This window comes from Nocardioides piscis (assembly GCF_011300215.1).
Lineage (GTDB): Bacteria > Actinomycetota > Actinomycetes > Propionibacteriales > Nocardioidaceae > Nocardioides > Nocardioides piscis.
In genome coordinates this window covers 3,074,147-3,089,993 of record NZ_CP049866.1, presented here as the reverse complement: position 1 = coordinate 3,089,993, position 15,847 = coordinate 3,074,147, and the positions used below count along the sequence as shown (strand labels likewise).

The 15,847-nt window shown below is 71.4% G+C and carries 15 protein-coding genes; 4 read left to right on the top strand and 11 right to left on the bottom strand.

Going from position 1 to position 15,847, the window contains the following annotated elements; translation table 11 throughout:
• Positions 1-50: 50 nt before the first annotated feature.
• On the bottom strand, positions 51-341 hold the full coding sequence (locus G7071_RS15145) for a YiaA/YiaB family inner membrane protein (protein ID WP_166320105.1): 291 nt from the start codon (positions 339-341) through the stop codon (positions 51-53).
• A gap of 97 nt (positions 342-438) precedes the next feature.
• On the opposite strand from G7071_RS15145, the gene G7071_RS15140 reads away from it, so the two are divergent.
• The 4 genes from G7071_RS15140 to G7071_RS15125 are packed head-to-tail and all read left to right on the top strand — an operon-like array spanning position 439 to position 4,504.
• Positions 439-1,863 carry a pyridoxal phosphate-dependent decarboxylase family protein gene (locus G7071_RS15140; protein WP_206062824.1) on the top strand — a complete coding sequence of 475 codons (1,425 nt, stop codon included), beginning with the start codon at positions 439-441 and terminating at the stop codon, positions 1,861-1,863.
• A gap of 4 nt (positions 1,864-1,867) precedes the next feature.
• Positions 1,868-2,482 carry a hypothetical protein gene (locus tag G7071_RS15135; protein ID WP_166320103.1) on the top strand — a complete coding sequence of 205 codons (615 nt, stop codon included), beginning with the start codon at positions 1,868-1,870 and terminating at the stop codon, positions 2,480-2,482.
• Positions 2,483-2,505: 23 nt separating this feature from the next.
• Positions 2,506-3,942 (top strand): GuaB1 family IMP dehydrogenase-related protein, encoded by a 1,437-nt coding sequence (locus tag G7071_RS15130; protein ID WP_166320101.1) that lies wholly within the window; start codon positions 2,506-2,508, stop codon positions 3,940-3,942.
• A gap of 19 nt (positions 3,943-3,961) precedes the next feature.
• Positions 3,962-4,504, top strand: coding sequence for a nucleosidase (locus tag G7071_RS15125; RefSeq protein WP_206062823.1), 543 nt, complete (start codon positions 3,962-3,964; stop codon positions 4,502-4,504).
• Here G7071_RS15125 and G7071_RS15120 read toward each other — a convergent pair.
• From G7071_RS15120 to G7071_RS15075, 10 genes are read right to left on the bottom strand one after another with little or no spacing between them, the layout of a single operon-like run.
• Positions 4,501-5,079: a LysR substrate-binding domain-containing protein gene (locus G7071_RS15120; RefSeq protein ID WP_166320097.1), complete on the bottom strand. Its 579-nt coding sequence runs from the start codon at positions 5,077-5,079 to the stop codon at positions 4,501-4,503. The genes G7071_RS15125 and G7071_RS15120 overlap by 4 nt on opposite strands.
• Positions 5,072-5,779, bottom strand: a complete 708-nt coding sequence (locus G7071_RS15115; RefSeq protein WP_246210054.1) for an FHA domain-containing protein — start codon at positions 5,777-5,779, stop codon at positions 5,072-5,074. Before G7071_RS15115 ends, G7071_RS15120 begins: the two co-directional genes overlap by 8 nt.
• A gap of 9 nt (positions 5,780-5,788) precedes the next feature.
• Positions 5,789-7,066, bottom strand: coding sequence for a vWA domain-containing protein (locus tag G7071_RS15110; protein WP_166320095.1), 1,278 nt, complete (start codon positions 7,064-7,066; stop codon positions 5,789-5,791).
• Complete coding sequence (locus G7071_RS15105) at positions 7,059-8,234, bottom strand: PP2C family protein-serine/threonine phosphatase (RefSeq protein ID WP_166320093.1); 1,176 nt, start codon at positions 8,232-8,234, stop codon at positions 7,059-7,061. The genes G7071_RS15110 and G7071_RS15105 overlap by 8 nt, the downstream gene beginning before the upstream one ends.
• Positions 8,235-8,236: 2 nt before the next feature.
• On the bottom strand, positions 8,237-10,567 hold the full coding sequence (locus tag G7071_RS15100; RefSeq protein WP_166320091.1) for a serine/threonine-protein kinase: 2,331 nt from the start codon (positions 10,565-10,567) through the stop codon (positions 8,237-8,239).
• The gene (locus G7071_RS15095; protein ID WP_166320089.1) at positions 10,564-11,676 is read right to left on the bottom strand and encodes a hypothetical protein; all 1,113 of its coding nucleotides are present in this window, start codon (positions 11,674-11,676) and stop codon (positions 10,564-10,566) included. Before G7071_RS15095 ends, G7071_RS15100 begins: the two co-directional genes overlap by 4 nt.
• Entirely contained in the window at positions 11,673-12,635 is a 963-nt protein-coding gene (locus G7071_RS15090; RefSeq protein WP_166320087.1) for a glutamate ABC transporter substrate-binding protein, read from the bottom strand. Before G7071_RS15090 ends, G7071_RS15095 begins: the two co-directional genes overlap by 4 nt.
• Entirely contained in the window at positions 12,632-13,909 is a 1,278-nt protein-coding gene (locus G7071_RS15085; RefSeq protein ID WP_166320085.1) for a hypothetical protein, read from the bottom strand. Before G7071_RS15085 ends, G7071_RS15090 begins: the two co-directional genes overlap by 4 nt.
• Positions 13,906-15,423, bottom strand: a complete 1,518-nt coding sequence (locus G7071_RS15080) for an AAA family ATPase (protein ID WP_166320083.1) — start codon at positions 15,421-15,423, stop codon at positions 13,906-13,908. Before G7071_RS15080 ends, G7071_RS15085 begins: the two co-directional genes overlap by 4 nt.
• Positions 15,420-15,842, bottom strand: coding sequence for a hypothetical protein (locus tag G7071_RS15075; protein ID WP_166320081.1), 423 nt, complete (start codon positions 15,840-15,842; stop codon positions 15,420-15,422). The genes G7071_RS15080 and G7071_RS15075 overlap by 4 nt, the downstream gene beginning before the upstream one ends.
• Between the last annotated feature and the right edge of the window lie 5 nt (positions 15,843-15,847).

Here is a 15,847-nt window from a genome sequence, read left to right as displayed (position 1 = left end):
GGCGTCCCGAAGTCAACTACATCACTCGACTTTGCCCGGCTTGGCCGAGGTCAGGCGGTCTTGAAGGGGTCGTGCTGGGCCAGGACCTTGTCGAGGCGTGCGGCGTCGAGGCGGTGGACGACCGTGTTGTCGTCCTGCATGTCGCGCACGACCTTGGCGAGGGTGAAGGTCGAGGTCGTCAGATAGAGGGTGCCGAGGGCCATGAAGCCCTTGATCCAGGGGTCGGCGTCCATGAAGTAGATGCCGACCAGCATCGCGAAGAGCGAGGCGCCGAAGGAGATGACTGCCTGGGCGGCGAAGGCGGTGGTGTTCTTGGTGGCGGTGCTGCTCGAGTTCGTCATGGCCCAACCCTCGCCCCGGCGCGCCACCGATGAATCTGTCGCGCTACCCGAGTCGGCCTGAGTACGTCGGCTCAACGCCGGGCAGTACGTTCGGGCCATGTCGTCGCACATGAGTCCCGAGGAGTTCCGGCGGCAGGGTCACGCCGCCATCGACTGGATCGCCGACTACTGGGCGGGTCTCGACGACCTCCCGGTCCTGTCGCAGGTGGCGCCGGGCGCCGTACGGCGGAGCATGCCCACCGCGCCTCCGGAGGAGGGCGAGCCCTTCGACGCACTGTTGGGCGACCTCGACGAGATCGTGCTGCCGGGCCTGACCCACTGGCAGCACCCCCGGTTCTTCGCCTACTTCCCGGCCAACTCCTCACCCGCCGCGATCCTCGGTGACCTGATCTCCAGCGGCATCGGCGCGCAGGGGATGATCTGGGCGACCAGTCCCGCGGTGACCGAGGTCGAGCAGGTGGTCGTCGACTGGCTGGCCCAGGCCCTCGGCCTGCCCGAGCAGTTCCGGCTCACCGACCACGGCCGCGGGGGCGGGGTCATCCAGGACACCGCCTCGACGGCCACCTTCACAGCCCTGCTGGCGGCCCTGCACTCGGCCAGCGGCGGGCAGGCACGTGAGTCGGGGGTGGGGTCGACCCGGTGGACCGTGTATGGGTCCTCGCAGGCGCACTCATCACTGGTCAAGGCCGCGATGATGGCCGGCCTGGGCGCCGAGTGCGTGCGCTCGGTCGAGGTGGACCCGCGCACGCAGGCGATGGATGTCACGGCGCTTGAGCGACTGCTCGCCGACGACATCGACGACGGCTGCCGGCCGCTCTTCGTGCTGGCCGCGGTGGGAACCACCTCCACCGGTGCCATCGACGACGTCCAGGCCATCGCCGAGGCACTCGACGGGGTCGACGCCTGGCTCCACGTCGACGCTGCCTGGGCCGGAGTGGCCGCAGTGTGTCCCGAGCTCCGCGACCGGCTGCTCAGCGGCGTCCACCTGGCCCAGTCGATCGTGACCAACCCGCACAAGTGGATGCTCACGACCTTCGACTGCAGCGTGCTGTGGGTGCAGGAACGGACAGCGCTGACCAACGCGCTGTCCATCACGCCCGAATATCTCCGCAACCCGGCCTCGGAGTCGGGCGCGGTCGTCGACTACCGCGACTGGCACCCCCAGCTGGGTCGCCGGTTCCGGGCCCTCAAGCTGTGGTCGGTGCTGCGCACCTATGGCCTGGCCGGGATCCGGGCCCACATCCGCGAGGGGGTGGAGCTCGCGGCCCACTTCGCCGACCTCGTCGTCGACGACGACCGGTTCGAGCTGGTCACCGAACGGTCGCTGAGCCTGGTCGTCTTCCGGCTCGTCGAGGGGGACGAGGCGACGCTCGCGGCCATGCACCGGCTTAACGAGTCGGGCCTCGCCTATCTCAGCCACACCGTGGTGGAGGGTCGGACGGCGATGCGGCTGGCCGTCGGCAGCTGGCGCACCACCCGCGCGGACGTCGACGCGACCTGGGCGGCCCTGCAGGCACTATGAGGGGATGAAGCTGTATGCCGACGCCCCTGGCCGCCGTACCCGTCAGCTCCTCGTCGACCTGCTGGTCGTCCTGTGGTTCCTCGCCTGGGTGTGGATCGGCTTCGCCGTCCATGACGGGACGATGGCCCTCGCGGGCCCGGGGCGGCAGACAGACGAGTCCGCGTCGGCCCTGGCCGGCCAGCTGCGCGACGCGGGCGGGCAGCTCGACGACGTCCCCCTGGTCGGGGACGAGGTCGCATCTCCCTTCGACAAGGCCGCCGAGGCCTCCGACGGGATCGCCGCCGCCGGACGGTCCTCGGTCGAGGCCGTGGAGAAGCTGGCCGTCGTCCTCGGCCTCTCGATCGCCCTGATCCCGATCCTGGTGGTCTCGGCGTTCCATCTTCCTGGTCGCGTCCGCTTCGTCCGCGAGGCCAGCGCGGGAGCGAGGTTCGTCAACTCCTCCGACGATCTCGACCTGTTCGCCCTGCGCGCGCTGGCCAAGCAGCCGATGCACGTGCTCGCCAAGGTGAGCGACGACCCGGCGGGCGACTGGCGCAGACAGGACCACCGGGTCGTCCGCCGCCTCGCTGAGCTGGAGCTCAAGGACGTCGGTCTGCGGCCGCGACGCCTGCCCGGCTGAGCCCGGCGCGTAGATTCAGCGCCGTGCGATTCCTCGACGATGCGGCTCCGCCGTACGACCTGACCTACGACGACGTCTTCATGGTGCCGGCCTATTCGGCGATCGCCAGCCGCTACGACGTCGACCTCGCCACCCATGACGGCACGGGGGCCACGCTGCCCCTGGTGGTCTCCAACATGACCGCGATCGCGGGCAAGCGGATGGCAGAGACCACTGCCCGCCGTGGCGGGCTGACGGTGATCCCGCAGGACATCCCCATCCCCGTGGTGACCGACGTCGTCGGCTGGGTCAAGCAGCGTGACCACGTCTTCGACACCGCGATCGAGCTGGCTCCGACCCAGACCGTGGCGGAGGCGCTGGCGCTGATCCCCAAGCGCTCGCACGAGGCCGCGGTCGTCGTCGACGAGGGGCGCCCCATTGGTGTGGTGACGGCCAGGGACTGCGCCGAGGTCGACCGTTTCGCCCAGGTAGGCCAGGTGATGAACCGCTCGATGGTGACGGTGAGCGACGACGCCGACCCGCGAGAGGTGTTCGAGGCGCTCGAGGCAGCCAAGGCGTCCCTGGCGATCGCGGTCTCGCCGGACGGCCTGCTCGTCGGTGTGCTCACCCGACTGGGGGCACTGCGGGCGACGGTCTACACGCCAGCGGTCGACGCCTCCGGCGGACTGCGGATCGCGGCCGCTGTCGGGGTCAACGGCGACGTCGCCGACAAGGCGGCCCGGCTGTTGGCAGCCGGCATCGATGCGCTCGTCGTCGACACGGCCCACGGCCACCAGGAGCGGATGATCGAGGCCCTGCAGACGATCAGGGGACTGGCACCTTCTGTCCCGCTGGTGGCCGGCAACGTGGTCGACGCCGCGGGAACGGACGCCCTGATCGACGCCGGCGCCGACATCGTCAAGGTCGGAGTCGGGCCGGGCGCGATGTGCACCACCCGGATGATGACCGGCGTCGGACGCCCGCAGTTCTCCGCGGTCCTGGAGTGTGCGGCAGCGGCCCGGGCCCGCGGCAAGCACGTGTGGGCGGACGGGGGAGTGCGACACCCCCGTGACGTCGCCCTCGCGCTGGCCGCCGGAGCGAGCTCGGTGATGATCGGGTCGTGGTTCGCGGGGACGCACGAGTCGCCGGGCGACCTGATGCACGACGCGGACGGGCGGGCCTTCAAGGTCAGCTTCGGCATGGCGTCCGCCCGCGCGGTCGCCAATCGCACGTCGACGGAGTCGGCCTTCGACCGCGCACGCAAGGGCTTGTACGAGGAGGGGATCTCGTCGTCTCGGATGTATCTCGACCCCGCCCGACCCGGCGTCGAGGACCTCATGGACCAGATCTGTGCCGGCCTTCGGTCCTCGTGCACCTATGCCGGGGCCTCCACCCTGGCCGAGCTGCGCGAGCGTGCCGTCGTGGGCGTGCAGTCCGCTGCGGGCTTCCACGAGGGACGTCCGCTCAGCACCTCGTGGTGACACCGCTAGCGTGACGGGCGTGCAGACCCTCGTCGTGGCGGCCACGGTCGCCGAAGCCGCCCACGTCCCGTCCTCGATGCCGCTGATCATCACCGGTCTGGGCAAGACCGCCGCGGCCGCGTCGACGGCTCGCGCCCTGGCAGAGCATGGCGACCTGACCGACCTGACGGTGGTCAACATCGGCACGGCGGGGGCCCTGCGGGAAGGGCTGATCGGCCTCCACGAGCCGGGGGTGGTGCTCAACCACGACCTCAGCGCCGACCTGGTGCGGGCCCTGGGCTACGACCCCGAGGAGCGGCTCGAGGTCGGTCCCTCCGAGCTCGTCCTCGCGACCGGGGACGTCTTCGTCACCGACCCGGCGGTGCGCGACCAGCTCGCCCAGCGGGCCCACCTCGTGGACATGGAGGGCTATGCCGTGGCGTGGGCCTCCCGGTCGTTCGGGGTGCCCGTGCGCCTCGTCAAGCACGTCAGTGACGCAGCCGACGAGACGGCGATGGACTGGTCGAGCGTGGTCGAGGCGAGCGCGGTGGCGCTCGGTGCCTGGCTGCAGGAGAACTGCTAGCGCGAGCTGTTGGCCGAGCGCCCGCGGGCCAGACCGACGAACGCCTGCGTGTCCTCGGCATCGCGCTCGATCCGCCAGGCCAGGGCGATCTCGGTCGGGTCGAGGTCGGTCACGGGTCGGTGGACGACGTCCTTGCGCATGTGGAGCCGGGCGATCGACATGGGCACGATCACCACTCCGGTCCCGGCCGCCACCGTCTCGATGGCGTCCTTCTCCGACATCGGCGGCCAGTCGAGCTGACTGGCGTCCGGCTGCCAGCCGCTGGCGTGAGGCCGCACGAGCTGCTCGTCGGTGAGGTCGGCGAGAGTGACCTCCTCGGCAGCAGCGACGAAGTGGTCGACTCCTGCGACGACGACCGGCACCTCGGCATACAGCCGGACGCAGTGAAGGCCCTCACGGTCGATCGGGAGCCGCACCAGCGCCATGTCGAGGGTCTCCTCGCGAAGGCCGATCTCCTGCTCCGACTCCAGGACGGGGACGAGCTCGAGCGGCACCCTGCGTCGCTCGCGCCAGGCGCGCGCCCACTTGTCCGGAGTCGACCCGGTGACGAATCCGACGCGGAACGGCTCAGACACCCGCGACCTCGCCCGGGGCTGCCTTGCGGATGACCATCCGGGTCCACGCGCCGAGATAGATCCGGTCGCCGGCCCGGACCTCCTGCTTCTGCCCTGGCACCACCGGGGTCTTGGGCAGGGCGTCGATCGCGCCACCGACGTAGGTGCCGTTGGCCGAGCCGAGGTCCTCGACCCACCACCGGCTCCCGTCAGTGGTCAGCTGGGCGTGGCGGCGACTGATCCCGGTGTCGGAGCCCAGGTCGATGTCGGGAGTGATGTTGCGGCTCCTGGACTCGCGCCCGATCAGGATCGAGGTGTTGCGCAGCGGCACCACGAGCGGCACTCCCGGAGAGGGCAGCGGGTCGGTGGACTGCTGGTCGGCATACCAGTCGGGGTCGACCCACACCTCGGCCACCCACGCCACCTCCAGCGGCGGTGAGACGTTGGCGCCGGGCGCTGGGGCCGGTGCTGCGGAGGTGGCCGGTTCGGCTCGTCGGGGCATCGAACCGGTGGTGAAGTCATAGCCGCAGCCCTCGCAGAAGAGCGCGTCGGCAGCGCTGGTCGCAGAACAACTGGGGCAGACGCTACCGACGGGTGGAGTGGTCGTCGCCGGGAGCGTGATCGTCCCCGTCGGGTCTGCGCCCCCTGCCGTGGGCATCGCGATGCCGCAGACGTCGCAGTAGTCGTTGGCGGCTGAGTCGTGGCCGGCGGGACACTTCACGAGCAGCTCCTACTTCTTGATCCGGGTCGTCTTGGTCGAGGCGGTGTCGAGGGCCATCTCGTCGGCCTTGTCGACCGCCTTCTTCAGCCGGACGGTGCCTTCCTTCTCATCATCCACGTCGACGACCTTCCTCAGGCGTGTGGTGGCCTCCTCGTTGCCGGTCGCGGCGGCGAGCTGCACCGCCCGGCCGAGCTTGGTGGTGGCCGTCGCGTCGTCACCGGCCGACTTGGCGGCCAGGCCTTCCTGGATCATGGCGGCCAGCTCGGCCTGCCCGGTGTAGTGGGCGACCTGCTTGTCGATCTTGGCCGTCAGCTCGGAGTCGTTGGACCAGGTGGCCTTGACGAGGCCCTGGGCGACGACGTCGTCGCCGACGGCGAGCTGGACGCGGGCAGCCAGCTGCTCCTGGCCCACGGCCTTGGCCGGGAGGCGTACGGCGACGTGGTAGTCGCGTGACTCGTCGGCCCAGGCGCCAGTGGGATAGGCCCCCGTCAGCGGGTTGACCTCGACGCGGCGGGCGGTGAGGTCCTCGACCGTCGGTGCCACCTGGCGCACGAAGAGCACCTGCGACCCCTGAGGGGTCCACACCCGGAGCTGGGCGTCGGCGACGCCGCGCGACATCGCGGCCTGCATCATCGCCTTGAACTCGTCGCGCATCTCGTCGGGCCGGGGGATGATGCCGACGGTGCCCAGGAGTGCGGTGGCGACCCGTCGCAGCTCTTCGACCTTCCAGTCGGTGCCGGCTCCGCGGCAGTCGCACTGGAAATAGCCGGTGGCGCGCTGGATGGCGGCGTCGAGCACTTCCTGTCGCTCACCGTTCTCGCCGTCGGTGAGCAAGATGGCGTGCCGCTGGGTGACCTCGGGGACCGAGGCGAAGACGCTGCCGGCCAGGTCGAGCCACGAGCCGATCGCGGTCCCCCCGGACGCCCGGAAGCGCGAGATCGCGTCGAGCGCCTCCGCGCGGGTGGTGTCGTCCATGACGGCGAGCGCCGGTCCGGACCGGACCTGCGGATAGACCAGGGCGGCCTTCTCGGTGCCGGCGATCACCGCGAAGCGGGTGCCGTCGAGGATCTCGGCCACGGCTGCCTGTGCCGCATCCTTGGCCGCCTCCATGGTGTCGTGGCCCATGGACCCCGAGGTGTCGACGATGATGATCTCGCCGGCGGCACCCGAACCCGACTGGCCGGCAACCCCCGCACCCGTGCAGGTGACCGTCACGATGGCATTCACGTCGGTCCCGCCGTCAGGCAGGAACTCGTTCTGATAGACGGCGGCAGTGAACTCAGCCATGCGGCTGCTCCTTCGGGGTCGGGGTGGGTTCTGGGGCGTGCTCGAGCGGCTCCACGCGGGCGAGCACGGTGGTGATGTTGTCCTGACCGCCGCGACCGTTGGCGAAGTCGGTCAGCGCCAGCGCCACGACGGCCGGGTCGGAGCTGTCGACCGCCCGGATCTGCTCGGCCAGAGCGGCCGGCTCGGAGGCGTAGTTCCACAGCCCGTCGGAGCAGACGAGCAGCCAGCCGGGCTCGGACAAGGTCAACCGGACGACCCGGGGCGCGTGGCCCTGGCTGTCGCGTCCCAGCCACTTGGTGATCGCATGGGCCTGGGCGGACGACTCGGCGACCAGCCGGGGGACGCCGGCCTCGATCTGGTCCTGGGCGGCGGAGTCGTCGACGCTGAGCTGCACCCCCGTCGAGGCGTCGGGCAGCCAATAGATCCGGGAGTCGCCGACGTTGGCGCAGGTGACGGTGTCGTCCTCGAGCACGGCCGCGGTGAAGGTCGCCGAAGCCGGGTTGGCGGCATCCGCCGGCGCTGCCGCGACCACCTCGGCCTGGGCTGCCTCGACGGCCGCCGTCATGGCCTGGGTGGCGGCGGCGTGAGTGCTGTCCGGGGTCCCCATCCCCTGGGGCAGCCGTGCCTGGAGGACGGCGAGAGCGGCCCTGGCCCCAGCGAGGGAGCCGACCTGCGAGTCGTCGGTGTTCGACACCCCGTCGAGGACGATCAGGACGGCTCGACGCTCAGGAGCCGATCCGTCGTCGCTGGCTGACATCGCCATGGCGTCCTCGTTGCGGCTGTGTCGGATGCCCTTGTCGCAGACCCCGGCGACCCAGGTGGCGGGCTGCTCGCGGAAGTGGTCGCGCGCGCTGAGCGCCTTGACTCCACACTGCTCGCAATAGCCGTCGGGCCCGACGACGCCCCCGCAGGAGACGCATGGCGGCACGGGTTCGGGGGCCGGCGGCGGGGCGGGGGCCTGTGCCGCGGTGGCTCGGGAGATCGGGCCGCTGCCGAGGTCGTCGATCGGACTCGGCTCACCGCCCTCGGGGTCGGGCACGGTGAGCCGCGGCGACCCGGCAGGCGCTGAGGCCGCCTCGGCGTTGAGGGCTGTGCCGCAGTCCTCGCAGAAGTTGGACTCGCCGTCCGCGGCGACGCCGCAGGAGGGGCAGGCCAGGGCTTCGGACATGCTCACACCAGCGTCCAGTTGCGCACGGCGTTGGCCTGGTTGACCAGCGTGACGCGCTCGTCGAGCGAGCCGGCCTCCCGGGCCAGCCCGCGATACGCCTGCTCGAGCGCATCTCGCAGCGTGTCCTCGCGGGCCTCGATGCCGCCGATCGTGGGTCGCTCGGCGCCGGCCCTGACGGCTCCTCCCTTGGTGACAACCTCGAGCGCATGGTTGAGGATCCGCACGGTGTAGCGCTGTCGCTCGCCGGGATCCATCCGGACCGAGCCGATGCTCGTCAGCGCCTGGTCGAGCACGGCGAGGTCATCGGGCGAACCGGCCAGCAGGACGTCGGCTCGCAGCTGCCGGCTCTCGGGATAGCCGCGACTGGTCGACGGAACCATGTCGAGCGCCCGCACGGCGCCGGCGGTGTCGCCGCCGGTCGCGCGCACCCGGGCGACGCCGAAGGCAGCCGGCGCAGCATAGGCCGCGTCGGTGGCCGCACAGGCGGCGTAGAGCGCCTCGGCGACCTCGGGGAGGCCGCCCCGCTCGCAGGCGATCGCCAGCGCGAGCTTGGGCGCGAGCTCGCCGGGCACCTGCTTGTAGACCGCGCTGAACGCCCCCTGGGCGCTGGCCCAGTCCTCGTCCCGGATCGCGGCGAGGCCGTCGATCCACAGTGCCCGCCAGTCCCACGGGTCCTGCGCCAGCAGCTTGGCCGTCGACTCCTTCGCGGCCGCATCGTCGCCGACCTCGAGCGCTGCGCGGGCGCGGCGGAGCAGCACCTCGGCCGACTCCTCAGGAGCCTGCGCGAGCGCGGCCAGCAGGTCTGCGGGGTCGGCAGCGCCGACGCTGCTCAGCCACGAGTGCTGGGGGTCTGACTGGTCGGGGCGGAGAGCTGGCAGGTGGTGCCAGTCGAGGTCGGAGGCGGAGGTCGACGGGGCCTCGAACAAGGGCGAGGCAGCAGAGGTCAGCGCCGTACCCGTCGTCCTGGCTGCCACCACCTCGCGCAGGACGCCCAGCAGCTGGGTGCGCAGCTCCTCGGCGGAGGTGAAACGGTCGGCAGGGTCGGGCGCACAGCACTTGGCGATCAGCCAGTAGAGCGAGTCGTGCTGCTGGAAGAGCGGGGTGGTGTCGACCGGCGGCAGGGTGTGCAGATAGGTGCCCTGATAGCCGCGGAACTCCATGCAGAGCACCACCAGCGTGCGGCCGATCGTGTAGATGTCGGAGGCGACGCTGGTGCCGACGTGCGGGACCTCGGGCGCCTGATAGCCCACGGTGCCGAAGATGGCGGAGTCGTCGTCGCTGATCCGCCGCACCCCGCCGAGGTCGATCAGCTTGACCGCATCACCGACCTGGATGAGGTTGTCGGGCTTGAAGTCGCAGTAGGCCAGGCCGAGGTCGTGGAGATAGCTGAAGGCGGGCAGGATCTCGAGGATGTAGGCCAGCGCCTGGTCGACCGGCAACGGGTCGTAGGTGCCGTTGTTGTCCTTCATCCGTTGCTTGAGGACCTGCTTCAGCGAGCGGCCGCCGACCCACTCCATCACGATGTAGCCGGCGCCCTCGTGGGTGACGAAGTTGTAGATCTCGACGATCAGCGGGTGCTCGACCTGGGCGAGGAACTGCTGCTCGGCGATCGCCGCGGCGAGCGCGTCGGGGTCACCGGAGTTGAGCAGACCCTTCAGCACGACCCAGCGGTTGGACACGTTGCGGTCACGGGCCAGGTAGATCCAGCCCAGTCCGCCGTGCGCGATGGCCCCGGCGACCTCGTACTGGCCGGCGACGAGGTCACCGGGGCCGAGCTTGGGGGTGAACGAGAACGGCTGACCGCACGTGGGGCAGAAACCCTCCGAACGCCCGGGCCTGCCGTCCTTCGAGCGGCCGATGGCGGAGTCGCACTTGGAGCAGGTGCGCTTGCTCTCCGGCACCGACGGGTCGGCGATGATGGCCTTGGTGGCATCGACGGCGGGCGCGGCGGGCACGACCGTCAGGCCGGCCCCGAGGCGAGCGGCCCGGGTCCGGCGCGACCCCGACCCGGTGCGCCGGGTGGAGCTCGTGCCGGCGCGCGTGGAGCCGAGTGCCGCGGACTGGATGCGGCTGGCCGACGTCTTGGCCGAGGCGGTGCCGGCCGTCAGCGGATCGGGCTCGGCGGCCGCGGGTGCCGGCGCAGCGTCGGCGGGTGAGCCGCAGACGTCGCAGTAGCCGTCCAGGATCTTGCCGGAGCAGCCTGCTTGTGAGCAGCCGGAGCTTGCGCTGGCAGCAGCCGGGATGGGCGCCGCACCTGTGTCGGCGGCCATCCCGCAGACGTCGCAGTAGCCGTCCAGGATCTGGCCGGTGCAGCCGGGCTGCTGGCACGTCATGCGGACTCCTCGGTGAGCACGTGGGTGAGCCAGGACTGATAGGTCGCGACCAGGGACCGCGCGACCGGGAGCGGGGTGGGTTCGCGGGCCAGGACGGCGCGGGCCTTGTCCTCGCTGGCTGCCAGGTCGGCCTCCTCGCCCAGACCATGGGCATCGGCCTTGGCGCGCAGGGCATCGAGGAGGTCGACAAGCTGGGTGCGCTCGGCCAGCGCATCGGCATACGCCCCCTCCGCGATGTCGAGCGCCTGGGCGACCCGCTGGAGGCGCTGGCGGAACGCGCCGATCTCGTCGGGGGTGCTGGGCACCGGGCCGAGGGCCTCGACGTCGGGGATGGCGTAGCGCGGGGCGGGCTCCACGGCGCGGACGCAGCGCTCGGCGAGGGTCGCGATCGTCGACGCCCGAGCGATGAGCTCGCGTCGCAGGGCCTGGGTCGCGTGGAGGTCGGCACGAGCGGCACGGCGCTCGGAGTTGCCGACGATCAGGTCGCGCTCGAAGATGCTGGCGTCCTGCTCGAGCGGGGGCAGCAGCCCGCCGACGTCGGCGCCGCGCTGGGCCCGCTCGGTGACCTGGTCGAGCCGCCGCAAGAGCCGATCGAGGGTCGCGCGAGCTGCGTCGCGCAGGGTGCCCGGCTCCAGCTCGACCTGGTCACGAACCCGCTCAAGGTGGGCGCGCAGGTCCTTGATCCGGGCGGCACTGGCGTCGGCACCGGGCACCAGGGCCAGGCGGGTCCGGAGCTGACCGGCGAGCGCGTCGGAGAGGCGGCACGCCTCGGGCAGCGAGACGGCCAGACCCGCCCCGAGGTCACCGTCCAGCCGTCCCCACACCTGGGTGGAGAGGCGCTCGGCCTCGACCGGTCCCACCCGACCGCCGTCGAAGGTCGCGTTGATCAGCTGGTAGCGCTGCTGCACCGCCTGCCAGAGGGCGAGCGACAGCACCATGTCGGCGGCGACCTCTTCGCCGCGGCCGGCAGCCAGGGCGGCCGCGTCGACCTCGTCGAGCTCGACCCGTCGGGCACGCACCCAGTCGTCGAGAGCCAGCAGGAAGGCCTGCGCCTCGGCCGGGGCCAGGGGCTGCCCCAGGCGGCCCGGGGGTGTGGGGGCAACCGTCATGGGCGCCGTCCGTAGAGCGGTGTCGGTTGGGTCGCGTCGACGCCGAGCGAGGGCTTGAGCCATCGGTTGTACGACGCCTGCCACGACCCGTCGGCCCGCATCCGCTCGAAGACCCGGTTGATGAAGCGGACCAGGTCGACGCGCTCGGAGTTCACGCCGATGCCGTAGGGCTCCTCGGTGAGCCGGCGAGTGGCCAGCACCTCGGCGTAGGGGTCCTGGGCAGCCAGCCCGGCGAGCACGGTGTCGTCGGTGGTGATGGCGTCGGTCTCGCCGTTCTGGAACTTCACCAGGCACCCGGTGTCGTTCGTGGCGGTGACGGGGATGGCTTCGGGGGCGAGCGCCTGGATGTTCTCGATGCTGGTCGTGCCGACCGGGGCACAGGCGCGCTTGCCTGCCATGTCCTCGATGGACTTGATCCCGGAGCCCTTGCGGACGAGCAGCTTCTGGCCCGAGCGGAAGTATTCGGCCGAGAAGGCGATCTGTTGCCAGCGGGTGCAGTTGATCGTCATGTTGCGGGCCACGATGTCGACCTCGTCCTCCGCCAGGAGGGGAATGCGGTCAGCGGCCGTGATGACGCGCAGCTGCACGTGGCCGTCGCTGGTGCCGAAGATCCCGGCCGCGATCGCGTTGACCATGTCGATGTCGAAGCCCTCGATCTGGGCAGTGAAGGGGTTGCGGAAGCCGAGGAGATAGTTGTCGGCGGCAACACCCGCGATGAGGAAGCCGCGCTCGCGGATCCGCTGCAGCGACTGGCCCTGGTCGGCACCGCCGTCCGGGGCGAAGGACTGGGTTGCGGTGGAGGCGTCGCAGGTGGGGGGTGCCGCGGGCTCGGCAACCTCGGCTGAGGTGTCAGGCGCGGGTGGGAGCGGGGTGGCGTCATAACCGCAGGAGGTCGCGGCGAGCACCGCCGCCGAGGACAGGAACGCGACGGCGAGTCGGTGGAGGCGGGTGGCGGTCATGCGTACTCCCTACGACGCTGCGCGATGCCCCAGGCGGACAGGCCAGCGGCCCCGATGCCGAGGAGAACGGTGATGACGGCGAGCAGCAGGAACACGACGTTGCCGCCGCGGAGCTCGTCAGTGGCTGCCTTGGCCGCTCGGGCGGTGACCTCCTGGGAGGCCCGGTCGAACTCGTCCAGGAGGGTGGTGGGACCGTCGGCCGCAGCGGTCGTGGCCAACGCCACGGCCTGCTCGTACTTCCCGCTCTCCTCGAGGTCGACCACCCGGGTGTGGAGGTCGGAGTAGCCGCGCCACAGGCCCAGGGTGGAGTCGGAGGCGTGGGACTCGACGGTCTCGTTGGCACTGCGCCATCCCTCCTCGAAGACCGCCCCCGAGCCCTGGGCGCCCAGGCGCAGGCTCTCGTTGGACTTGGCGTCGTTGGCCGCAGTCCGCGCGGTGGCCTCGTCCACGGCGACTCGGTAGCTGCCGGCGAGGAGGTCGTCATTGTCGCCCTCCTGGCCCGCACTGACCGTCGCCGTGACGAGGGTCAGGAGAGCGACGATCGCGAACGCGGCGGCGATGCCGACGTTGAAGCGACGTCGGAACACCCGCGAGAGCTGCACGTTCACCCACCACAGGAGCGCGAGTGCGACGGCCCCCGGGAGCAGGATCAGGAGGGGGTGCTGGGCGCCGAGCTCGTCCTCGGCGCGCTGCGAGTTGGCGCGGGTGAGGGCGGCGAGGAGGGGCTGCGCCTCGCCGCGCAGCTGGGTGCTGGCACCGCGAAGGTATTCGGCTCCGACGGGGAAGCCCTGACGGTTGTAGTCGCGGGCCTGGGTGTTGGTCTCGGTGAACTGGTTGACCGCCGCGTTGAGCTCTGCCAGGGCCTGCTGATCGGCGGGCTGGGCGTCCGCGGCCTCGGTGATCTGGCGGCTCACCTGGTCGATGGCCTCGTCGTAGGCCTGTCGCCGTTCGGGCGCCTCGAGCCCGCCGACCAGGAAGCTGGTGGTCGCGAGCGCATCGGCGCGGAACAGCGTGGACTGGATGTTCTGCACCCGGACGAGCTGTTCGGTGTTGTCGGCTGCCGCCCGGTTGGCCTGCCAGCCCAGGACCTGCAGAACAGCCGTGACGAAGGCGAACAGCAGGCAGGCGGCGACCACGATGACCTGCCACTGGTTGAGGAGCAGCGGAACGTTGCGAGCGGCGGGCTCGGATGCGGTGGCGGCCTGGGTGCCTGTCGTCGGGGCTTGCGCGACCGTGGGGGCCTGATGGGGTGCGGGTTGGGTCGCTTGGGTCATGAGTGGTCCTCGGGCAGGTCCTGGGGGAGTTGCGCGAACGGCTCGACGGCGTCCGGAGGGGGAGCGAGGTCCTCGGGCACCAGCAGACGCAGCTGCTCGAGGGTGGGTGCTTCCACCTCGCGCAGGCGCCAGGCGTGCTTGCCGATCGCTGCTTCGAGGACGTTGCGGACATAGCGGGCGTTGCCGAAGGACGGCCCCCGCTCGACGCCCGTCAGCATCTCGCGCAGGCGGGCCAGCACCGCCTCGTCGGTGTCGTAGGCGGCCCCGGAGGCCATCAGCTCGAAGATCGCGACCAGCTCGTCGTCGGTGTAGTCGGCGAAGTCGATCGCAGTGCGGAAACGGCTCTCAAGGCCGGGGTTCTGCCCGATGAAGACGGCCATCGGCAGCGGATAGCCGGCCACGATCACGACCAGGTCCCCACGGTGGTCCTCCATCTCCTTGACCAGCGTGTCGATCGCTTCCTGGCCGTACTGGTCGCCTGCCAGCGCATAGGCCTCGTCGATGAAGAGCACTCCGCCGATGGCCGACTTCACCACCTCGGCCGTCTTCATCGCCGTCTGGCCGAGATAGCCGGCGACCAGCTCGGAGCGGTCGACCTCGACGAGCTGGCCCTGCGAGAGCAAGCCGAGCGCTCGATAGATGCCGGCCACGAGCCGGGCGACCGTGGTCTTGCCCGTGCCGGGGTTGCCGTTGAAGATCAGGTGTCGGGTGATGGTCAGGCCTTCGAGACCCGCCTCGGCGCGCAGCCCTTCGACGCGCAGCACCGCCGCCTGCCGGTGGATCTCGGCCTTGACCTCGGTCAGCCCGACCAGGTCGTCGAGCTCGGCGAGGAGCTCCTCGACGGTCTTCCTCGGGGGTTCGGGCTCGACTGGTCCTGGCGGGCTCTGCGGCTCGACGGGGGCCGTCTGGATGTGGTCCGGCTGGGTCGTGCGGTTCGTCGACGATGGGGTCGGGGGTGTGCCGAGTCCGGCGCCCGGGTCATGCAGGAGCTGCGCTCCCTCGAGGGCCGCGAGCTTCTCGCGGACGATCCGGCCCTGCTCCATCACCTGCTGCAGGAAGTGGTCGGCGACACCGGGCACGTGCTCGCGCTCGGCGAGCGGGCGGATGGGCGCGACGTCGCCGGGAGCGGCACCGAGCTGGGCGGCCGCGGCGGTGGCGGCGTTGCCGATGGCGCGGGGGTTGTCCTCGCCGAGCAGGCTGCCTGCGAGCGCGACGTCGGAGAGCGCCTGGGCGTATGAGGCGGCGTGGGTCGAGCCACTGGCCGCGAGCGAGGCCATCGCCGGCGTCTGGGCCACGCGATAGCGCCGGCCACGGGAGGCGGCGGTGGTGAAGTCCTCGGCGGTGCTGTGCCCGGTCTCGGTGCACCAGTCGGCATACGCCCCGCGAGCCGGCTCCGCGACGGTGGCGGCCAGGGCCTCACCCTCGGCACGGGCGAGCGCCGGGTCGAGGCCTGCGGTGGCGGCGAGCTCGGTCAGCGCGTCGAGGGCTTCGCGCAGGGTGCGTGGGGTGCTCATGGTGTTCCCAGGTCGAGGTCGGGGCCGCCCGGGTGGTGGCCGAACTTGGCCTGCAGGAACTGGCCGTGCGCGACCAGGGCCTGGGCGTCGGAGCGGGTCGCCGCGTCGAGGATCTTGTCCATGGTTGCGGCGAGCAGCTCGAGCTGGTCGATGAGCACCATGAGGGCGGTCTTGTAGCCGTCGATGGGTCTGGTGTCGGCCCACTCGCGGGGGAGTCGGAGATAGCCGCCGAGTGCCTCGGGGAGATAGTCGGTGGCGGTGGCGACGACGGAGTAGGAGTCGAGGCTGCCCTGGCCGAGGTTGCGCAGGCGGGGGAGCGTGTCGGTGATGAGCGCGCCGATGCGGTGCACGCGCGAGACGACCACCGGCGGTGCGTTGCCGTCAGCCATCATCTGCTCCACCCGCTCCAGGGCGGCCACGATGT

Excerpts from the sequence above, each read along its gene's own strand:
- G7071_RS15140 (WP_206062824.1), top strand. The coding sequence starts at position 439 with ATGTCGTCGCACATGAGTCCCGAGGAGTTCCGGCGGCAGGGTCACGCC.
- G7071_RS15110 (WP_166320095.1), bottom strand. The coding sequence starts at position 7,066 with ATGGCTGAGTTCACTGCCGCCGTCTATCAGAACGAGTTCCTGCCTGAC.
- G7071_RS15090 (WP_166320087.1), bottom strand. The coding sequence starts at position 12,635 with ATGACCGCCACCCGCCTCCACCGACTCGCCGTCGCGTTCCTGTCCTCG.
- G7071_RS15095 (WP_166320089.1), bottom strand. The coding sequence starts at position 11,676 with ATGACGGTTGCCCCCACACCCCCGGGCCGCCTGGGGCAGCCCCTGGCC.
- G7071_RS15085 (WP_166320085.1), bottom strand. The coding sequence starts at position 13,909 with ATGACCCAAGCGACCCAACCCGCACCCCATCAGGCCCCCACGGTCGCG.
- G7071_RS15135 (WP_166320103.1), top strand. The coding sequence starts at position 1,868 with ATGAAGCTGTATGCCGACGCCCCTGGCCGCCGTACCCGTCAGCTCCTC.
- G7071_RS15105 (WP_166320093.1), bottom strand. The coding sequence starts at position 8,234 with ATGTCCGAAGCCCTGGCCTGCCCCTCCTGCGGCGTCGCCGCGGACGGC.
- G7071_RS15145 (WP_166320105.1), bottom strand. The coding sequence starts at position 341 with ATGACGAACTCGAGCAGCACCGCCACCAAGAACACCACCGCCTTCGCC.
- G7071_RS15100 (WP_166320091.1), bottom strand. The coding sequence starts at position 10,567 with ATGACGTGCCAGCAGCCCGGCTGCACCGGCCAGATCCTGGACGGCTAC.
- G7071_RS15080 (WP_166320083.1), bottom strand. The coding sequence starts at position 15,423 with ATGAGCACCCCACGCACCCTGCGCGAAGCCCTCGACGCGCTGACCGAG.